This is a genomic window from Massilia sp. CCM 8734, from assembly GCF_011682155.1.
GTDB lineage: Bacteria > Pseudomonadota > Gammaproteobacteria > Burkholderiales > Burkholderiaceae_D > Telluria_A > Telluria_A rubra.
This window is the reverse complement of record NZ_WHJI01000087.1, coordinates 1-7,490: the sequence shown is the minus strand read 5'-3', so window position 1 is coordinate 7,490 and position 7,490 is coordinate 1. Positions and strand designations below refer to the sequence as shown.

Genomic DNA, 7,490 nt, shown 5'->3' with positions numbered 1-7,490 from the left:
TCTTTTTCGGGATGCGAGAGAGTCGAGAGGTCGGGAAGAGGGGCAAGTTTTACCATGACCGGCATCATGCCCGGATATCGGAATGTTTACAATTGCGCGTTTACAACGGTCAGGGCTAAACAGTTACCCAATAACTAAGACAACAGGAGACCACCATGAAATTACGTACCTTTGCAAAACTCGCCGCCGCCGCCCTGGTGACATGCGCTTTCGGCGCCGCCCACGCGGCCGATCCGGTCAAGATCGGCTTCCTGGTCAAGCAGGCCGAGGAACCGTGGTTTCAGGATGAATGGCGTTTCGCCGAGCAGGCCGCCAAGGACAAGGGCTTCACCCTGATCAAGATCGGCATTCCGAACGGCGAAAAAATGATCGCCGCGATCGACAACCTGGCCGCCCAAAAAGCCCAGGGCTTCGTCATCTGCGCACCCGACGTCAAGCTGGGCAAGGCGGTCGAACGCGCCGCCAAGCGCAATAACATGAAAGTCATCTCGGTCGACGACCGCCTGCTGGACGGCGCCGGCAAGCCGCTGGCGTCGGTGCCGCACATGGGTATTTCGGGCTACGACATCGGCAAGCAAGTGGGCGCCGGTCTGGTTGCCGAAATCAAGGCGCGCGGCTGGAACCCGGCCGAAGTCGGCGTCCTGCGGGTGGCCTACGACCAGCTGCCGACGGCCAAGGAGCGCACCATGGGCGCGGTCGACGCGCTCAAGGCGGCCGGCGTACCGGCGGCCAACGTGATCGACGCCACGCAAGCGAAGACCGATACCGAGTCGGCCTTCAACGCCGCCAACATCGCCTACACCAAGCAGCCGCGTTTCAAGAAGTGGGTCGCGGTGGCCCTGAACGACGAATCGGTGATGGGCGCGGTGCGCGCCGCCGAAGGACGCGGCATGCGCGCCGACGCCATGATCGGCATCGGCATCGGCGGCAGCAAGACGGCGCAGAACGAATTCGCCAAGCCGCAGCCGACCGGTTTCTTCGGCACCGTGATGATCAGCCCGAAACGCCACGGTTACGAAACCGCCGCCAACCTGTACGACTGGATCGCGACCAACAAGGTCCCGGCGGCGGAAACGCTCACCGCCGGCATGCTGATGACGCGCGCCAATGCCGACAAGGTGCGCGCCGAGATGGGACAGTGATCGACGATGTCCGCCTATCTCCAGTTTGACCAGGTCTCGAAGCACTTCCCCGGCGTGATCGCGCTCGGGGGCGTGAGCTTCGAGGCCCATGCCGGAACCGTGCATGGCCTGCTGGGCGAAAACGGCGCCGGCAAGTCGACCCTGCTCAAGATCCTGGGCGGGCAGTACCGCCCGGACGGCGGGCGCTTGCTGCTCGACGGGCGCGAAGTGCGCTTCGGTTCGGCCAGCGACGCCATCGCCGCCGGCGTGTCGATCATCCACCAGGAACTGCAGTACGTTCCCGAGTTGACGGTGGCCGAGAACGTCCTGCTCGGCCGGATGCCGACCCGCATGGGTTTTCTCGACAAGGGCGCCGCCAACAAACTGGTGTCGGAGCGGCTGGCGAAAATCGGCGTCGACCTCGACCCGAATGCGCGCCTGGCCGACCTGTCGATCGCGCAGCGCCAGATGGTCGAAATCTGCAAGGCCGTGATGCAGGACGCCCAGGTCATCGCCTTCGATGAGCCCACCAGCAGCCTGTCGCACCGCGAAACGGAGATCCTGTTTCGCCTGGTGCGCGACCTGCGCGCCGAAGGGCGCACCCTGATCTACATTTCGCACCGGCTGGAAGAACTGTACGCGCTGTGCGACGCCTGCACCATCTTCCGCGACGGGCGCAAGGTCGCCACCCACCCGGTCATGGCCGACGTGCCGCGCGGGCGCCTGATCAGCGACATGGTCGGGCGTGAACTGAGCGACATCTACGGCTACCGCGAACGGGAGTTGGGCGCCGAGCGCTTGGTGGTGCGCGGCATGGCCGATGGCTGCGACTTTTCCGTGCGCGCCGGCGAGGTGCTCGGTTTCTTCGGCCTGGTCGGCGCCGGGCGCAGCGAATTGATGCGCCAGATGTACGGCGCCGACAAGCGCTTGCCCGGCACCGTGGTGCTCGACGGCGTGGCGGTGCCGATGGGCGGCCCGTCGGCGGCGATTGCCGCCGGCATCGTCCTGTGTCCGGAAGACCGCAAGGAGCAGGGCATCCTGGCCCAGTCCTCGGTGGCCGAGAACATCAACATCAGCTGCCGCCGCCATGCGCTGCTGGGCGGGATCTTCCTGCGCCATGCGCGCGAGGCTGCGCTGGCCGACGAATTCATCGCCCGCCTGCGCATCAAGACCCCCAGCCGCGAGCAGGAAATCCGCCTGCTCTCGGGCGGCAACCAGCAGAAAGTGATCCTGGCGCGCTGGCTGGCCGAACCGGACCTGAAGGTGCTGGTGCTCGATGAACCGACGCGCGGCATCGATGTGGGCGCCAAGAACGACATCTACCGCATCATCGACGACGTGGCCGCGCGCGGCTGCTGCGTGATCGTCATTTCGAGCGAACTGCCCGAAGTGCTGGGTATCGCCGACCGCGTGGCGGTGATGCGCGACGGCCGCATCGTGGGCGAACTGGCGCGCGCCAGCGCCGACGAACAAGCGGTGCTGCGCCTGGCGCTGCCCGATACGCTGACAGATATCGACAATAAGACGAACGATAACGACAACAACGGCGACAACGCCGATACCACCTCCCGGAGAACCGCATGAGCACCATCCCAGTCACCCACGGCGGCGCCCCGGCGCTGGCCAACCGCCAGCGCGCGCTCCTGATCGAATACAGCATGCCGCTGGCCTACGCGGTGCTGTTCGCCGTGCTGGCGGCCACGGTCGATAACTTCTTCTCGGTCGCCAACGTGGTCGGCCTGATGCTGTCGGTCGCGCAGATCGGCATGGTCGCCTGCACCATGATGCTGTGCCTGGCCTCGCGCGACTTCGACCTGTCGGTCGGCTCCACCATCGCCTTTGCCGGCGTGCTCGGGGCCATGGTCCTGGAACGCACCGGCAGCGTCACCCTGGCCGTTGGCGCGGGCCTGGGCGCCGGCGCATTGATCGGCGCCGGCAACGGCGTGCTCATCGCCTACCTGCGCGTCAATGCGCTGATCGCCACGCTGGCCACCATGCTGATGGTGCGCGGGCTGGCGTTTATCGCCTCGCAAGGGCAGGCGGTCGGGATCAATTCCGACGCGTTTATCGCTTTCGGCGACGCCCAGGTGCTGGGATTGCCGCTGCCGGTGCTGGTGGCGGGCGCCTGCTTCCTGGTGTTCGGGGTGCTGCTCAATCATACGGTCTTCGGACGCAATACCCTGGCCATCGGCGGCAATCCGGAAGCGGCGCGCCTGGCGGGGGTCAAGGTCGAGAAGCTGCGCGTCTGGATCTTCTTGCTGCAAGGGCTGGTCACCGCGCTGGCGGGCCTGATCCTGGCGTCGCGCATCACCAGCGGCCAGCCGAATGCGGCGCAGGGGTTCGAGCTCGATGTGATTTCGGCCTGCGTGCTGGGGGGCGTGTCGCTGCAGGGCGGCAAGGCGCGCATTTTCGGGGTGCTGATCGGGGTGCTGATCATGGGGACCGTGGAAAATGTGATGAATCTGCTCAATGTCGATTCCTTCTACCAGTACCTGGTGCGCGGCTCGATTTTGCTGGCGGCGGTGCTGCTCGACCAGTTGAAGACGCGCGGCGAACGGCGGACGTAACATGCGGTGCGGAGGGCGGCGGCGTGCGCAAGCGCTGAGATAGGAGGTCATACATGTTGACGTTTTGGCCACTGCGCATATATCATCGACATCCCCGACCCCGACAGCCATCCATGCCCGATCCACGCTCCGACCGATTTGTCCGCTCGCACCTCAAAACCCGCCATCTGGTGTTGCTGGTGGAGCTTGGCCGGCACGGCTCCATCATGCATGCGGCCCAGGCCGCGAACCTGACCCAGCCCGCCGCCTCCAAGCTGCTCGGCGAACTTGAACACGCGCTCGGCGTGCAGTTGTTCGAGCGCCTGCCGCGCGGCGTGGCGCCGACCTGGTACGGCCAGGTGCTGATCCGCCGCGCCGGCGCCGCCCTGGCCGAAATGGACGCCGCCCACCAGGAAGTCATGGAACTGCTCTCCGGCCTGCGCGGCCGGGTCGACGTGGGCACCGTTCTCACGCCGTCCACCCGCATGGTGCCGGAGGCGGTCAACCTGCTCAAGGCGCGCCACGCGCGCGTGCATGTGTCGATCAGCGTCGATACCAGCAAGATCCTGGTGCAGCGCCTGCGCGCCGGCGAGCTCGACCTGGTGGTCGGGCGCATTCTCGACACCGGGGCCGCCGCCGAACTGCACTTCGAACCGGTCACCGACGAACCGCACAGCCTGATCGCGCGCGCCGGCCATCCCTTGGCCGGGCGCACCGGCCTCACGCTGGACGAACTGGCGCGCCAGGGCTGGATTTTGCCGCCCAACGGCAGCATTTTGCGCGACCGTCTGACCGCCTTGTTCCTCGCGCGCGGCCTCGAGCCGCCGGCCGAAACGGTCGAAACGCTGGCCCTGCCGGTCATCGCGCACCTGCTCACCGGCAGCGACATGGTGGTGGCGCTGCCGCTGGAACTGGTGCAGCCTTACCTGCAAACGGGCCTGTTGACCGTGCTGCCGTTCGACCTGGGCATCCGCATGGACATGTACGGCATCATCACGCGCCGTCACCACCAGCTCTCGCCGGGGGCCGAGAGCATGCTGGCCACGATGCGCGAAGTGGCGGCGCTGCGCTATCCGAAAGCGAACTCATCTATATGATTCCGGCATGCCAATTCTTAAATAAGCAATTGGAATCAACTCCCAGGACCCGGTAGCATCGTCATCATGCGCCCGAGGGCGCGCTGTTGAAACTTCGGCGGCGTTTTGGTGTCGATAAGCTGACCAATCAAACAATCGCCCGCAGCGGCGCGGACAATCCGCACGAGCGGGGAACGGCCGACGCCGGATGGCGCCCGCGCCCCGGCTGGTCGTACCTATCATGAGGGGAAGCATGCACACGCAATTACTTGGAATCGACTGGGGAACCAGCAACCGCCGGGCCTACCTGGTCCGGCGCGACGGCAAGTGCCTCGCCCGCCATGCCGACGACCAGGGCATGCTCGCTGTCGGCGGCGACTTCGCCGGCGCGCTGGCAAGCCTGCGCGAACGGATGGGCGTGGCGCCCGACGTCGCGGTCGTGATGTCGGGCATGGTCGGCTCGGCCAGCGGCTGGCAGGAAGTGCCCTATCTCAACACCAAAGTCCCGCTGACCGGCCTGCCGGCCCACCTGGCGAGCGTGACAGGCCACCCCGGCTGCTTCATCGTGCCCGGCTACTGCACCCGCGACGGCGCGGTGGACGTGATGCGCGGCGAAGAGACGCAACTGCTCGGCGCGGTCGGGCGCGGCCTGCTCGATGGCTGGGTGGTGCTGCCCGGAACCCACAGCAAGTGGGTCTACTTGCGCGCCGGCAAGGTCGACCAGCTGGTGACCTACATGACCGGCGAACTGTTCTCGATGCTGGCCGCCGGCGGCACCCTGGCCGCGCTGATGGCGGGCGGGCTTGACGACGACAGCGCCTTTGCCGCCGGCCTGCAGGAAGCGCGGCGCGCGCGAGCGCTGTCGAACGCGCTGTTCGGCGTGCGCGCGCGCGTGGTGTCGAAAACGATGGCGGCGACGCAGGCGCGTTCGTTCGTGAGCGGCCTGCTGATCGGCGCCGAATTCGTGGCCGCGCAGGGCCACGCCGACGGCGCCATCGACATCATCGGCTCGCCGCTGCTCGCCGCGCACTACGAGCGCGCGGCCGCGCACTTCGGCATGCCGGCGCGCGCGCACGACCCCGACGACGTTTACCTGGCCGCGCTGGCCTATTTTTTCGAAAGCGTTTAGTGATGGACACGACTATCATGGATACCACTCAATTCAAGCCGTCCCTGGTCGCCATCTTGCGCGGCCTGCAAGAAAACGAGGCCGAAGCGGCCGGGGCGGCCTTGTTCGGGGCCGGCTTTCGCCTGCTCGAAGTGCCGCTCAACCGCCCCGGCGCGCTCGCATCGATCGCGCTGCTGGCGCGCATGGCGCCGGCCGGCGCCATCGTCGGCGGCGGCACCATGCTCAGCGTGGCCGACGTGGACGCGGTGCACGCGGCCGGCGGTCGCATGCTGCTCGCACCGAACTGCAACGCGCAAGTGATCGCGCGCGCCGCCGCCCTCGGCATGCTGTGCGCGCCCGGCGTGGCCACGCCGAGCGAAGCGTTCGAGGCGCTCGCCGCCGGCGCCCACGCCCTCAAGATCTTTCCGGCCGAGGTGGTCGGCTACGCCGGCCTGAAAGCGTTCAAGACCGTGCTGCCGGCGGGCACGCCCCTGTGGCCGGTCGGCGGCGTCACGCCGGACACCATGGCCGATTGGGTCGCGGCCGGGGCCACCGGCTTCGGCATCGGCGGGGCCTTGTACTCGCCCGGCACCACGCCCGAGATCCTCAGCTCGCGCGCGCAAGCGTTCGTCGACGCCTGGAACACCACGCAGAAAACGTAAGCGCGACCGTCAACCTCCAGATCAACACCAACAAGCAGGAACCCTCATGGAATTTGCGAACTATCCCAGCCTGGCCGGCAAAGCCGTTTTCGTCACCGGCGGCGGCTCCGGCATCGGGGCCGATATCGTGGCCGCTTTTGCGCGCCAGGGCGCGCGCGTGGCCTTCGCCGATCGCGACATCGCCTCGTCCACCGAACTGGTCGACGGCCTGGCCGGCGCCGTTGCGCACACGCCGTACTTCATCGGCTGCGACCTGTCCGATATCGATGCGCTGCGCGCCAGCGTCAAGGCGGCCGGCGAGAAGCTGGGCGACTTCGATGTGCTGGTCAATAACACCGCCAACGACAAGCGCCACGACTTCTTGCACGTCACGCCGGAGTATTTCGACGCCAAGATGGCGATCAACCTGAAGGTCGCCTTCTTCGCGGCCCAGGCGGTGATCGAAGGCATGCAGCGGCGCGGCGGCGGCGCCATCATCAACCTCGGCTCGACCGGCTGGAAGAACAAGGTGGCCGGCTACCCGGTATACGCCACGGCCAAGTCGGCCGTGAACGGCCTGACGCGCAGCCTGGCGCGCGAATACGGCAAGAGCGGCATCCGCGTCAACACGCTCACGCCGGGCTGGGTGATGACCCCGCGCCAGCTCGACAAATGGGTGGACCCGGCCGGCGAGCGCGCCATGGATGACAAGCAGTGCTTACCAGGGCGCATCGTCGGGGCCGACGTGGCCAGCATGGCGCTGTTTCTCGGCGCGCACGACAGCCGCATGATCACAGCCCAGGAATTCGTGGTCGACGCCGGCTGGACCTGATGCGGTTGACGCCGCGCCGGGACGGTGTTGCCGGCGTGCCTAGCAGCCTGTCGGACTTGGGATCGTCGGCTGCAAAAATACCTGGGACGGTCCCTATTTCGCCGCTTTCTCGGCCAATAGCTCGCTATTGGCACTGCGAAATCGTCAAAATCTGGCCTCGCCCAGC

The 7,490-nt window shown here is 67.0% G+C and carries 6 protein-coding genes and 1 pseudogene; all 7 read left to right on the top strand.

What is annotated here, in order from left to right; all coding sequences use genetic code 11:
- Positions 1-155 precede the first annotated feature (155 nt).
- The 7 genes and pseudogenes from F2P46_RS35080 (at position 156) to F2P46_RS35050 (ending at position 7,324) form a co-directional block, all read left to right on the top strand.
- Positions 156-1,142 (top strand): arabinose ABC transporter substrate-binding protein, encoded by a 987-nt coding sequence (locus F2P46_RS35080; RefSeq protein ID WP_166899055.1) that lies wholly within the window; start codon positions 156-158, stop codon positions 1,140-1,142.
- A gap of 6 nt (positions 1,143-1,148) precedes the next feature.
- Entirely contained in the window at positions 1,149-2,705 is a 1,557-nt protein-coding gene (gene araG / locus F2P46_RS35075) for an L-arabinose ABC transporter ATP-binding protein AraG (RefSeq protein ID WP_166899053.1), read from the top strand.
- 38 nt (positions 2,706-2,743) lie between these two features.
- Positions 2,744-3,688 (top strand): annotated as a pseudogene (gene araH / locus F2P46_RS35070) (L-arabinose ABC transporter permease AraH); the annotation flags it as partial.
- 113 nt (positions 3,689-3,801) lie between these two features.
- Positions 3,802-4,764 (top strand): LysR substrate-binding domain-containing protein, encoded by a 963-nt coding sequence (locus F2P46_RS35065; RefSeq protein WP_166899049.1) that lies wholly within the window; start codon positions 3,802-3,804, stop codon positions 4,762-4,764.
- 232 nt (positions 4,765-4,996) lie between these two features.
- On the top strand, positions 4,997-5,872 hold the full coding sequence (locus tag F2P46_RS35060) for a 2-dehydro-3-deoxygalactonokinase (RefSeq protein ID WP_166899047.1): 876 nt from the start codon (positions 4,997-4,999) through the stop codon (positions 5,870-5,872).
- A 17-nt stretch (positions 5,873-5,889) separates the two neighbouring features.
- Positions 5,890-6,513, top strand: a complete 624-nt coding sequence (locus F2P46_RS35055) for a 2-dehydro-3-deoxy-6-phosphogalactonate aldolase (RefSeq protein ID WP_166899046.1) — start codon at positions 5,890-5,892, stop codon at positions 6,511-6,513.
- Positions 6,514-6,559: 46 nt separating this feature from the next.
- Positions 6,560-7,324, top strand: coding sequence for an SDR family NAD(P)-dependent oxidoreductase (locus F2P46_RS35050; RefSeq protein ID WP_166899044.1), 765 nt, complete (start codon positions 6,560-6,562; stop codon positions 7,322-7,324).
- The last annotated feature ends 166 nt before the right edge of the window (positions 7,325-7,490 follow it).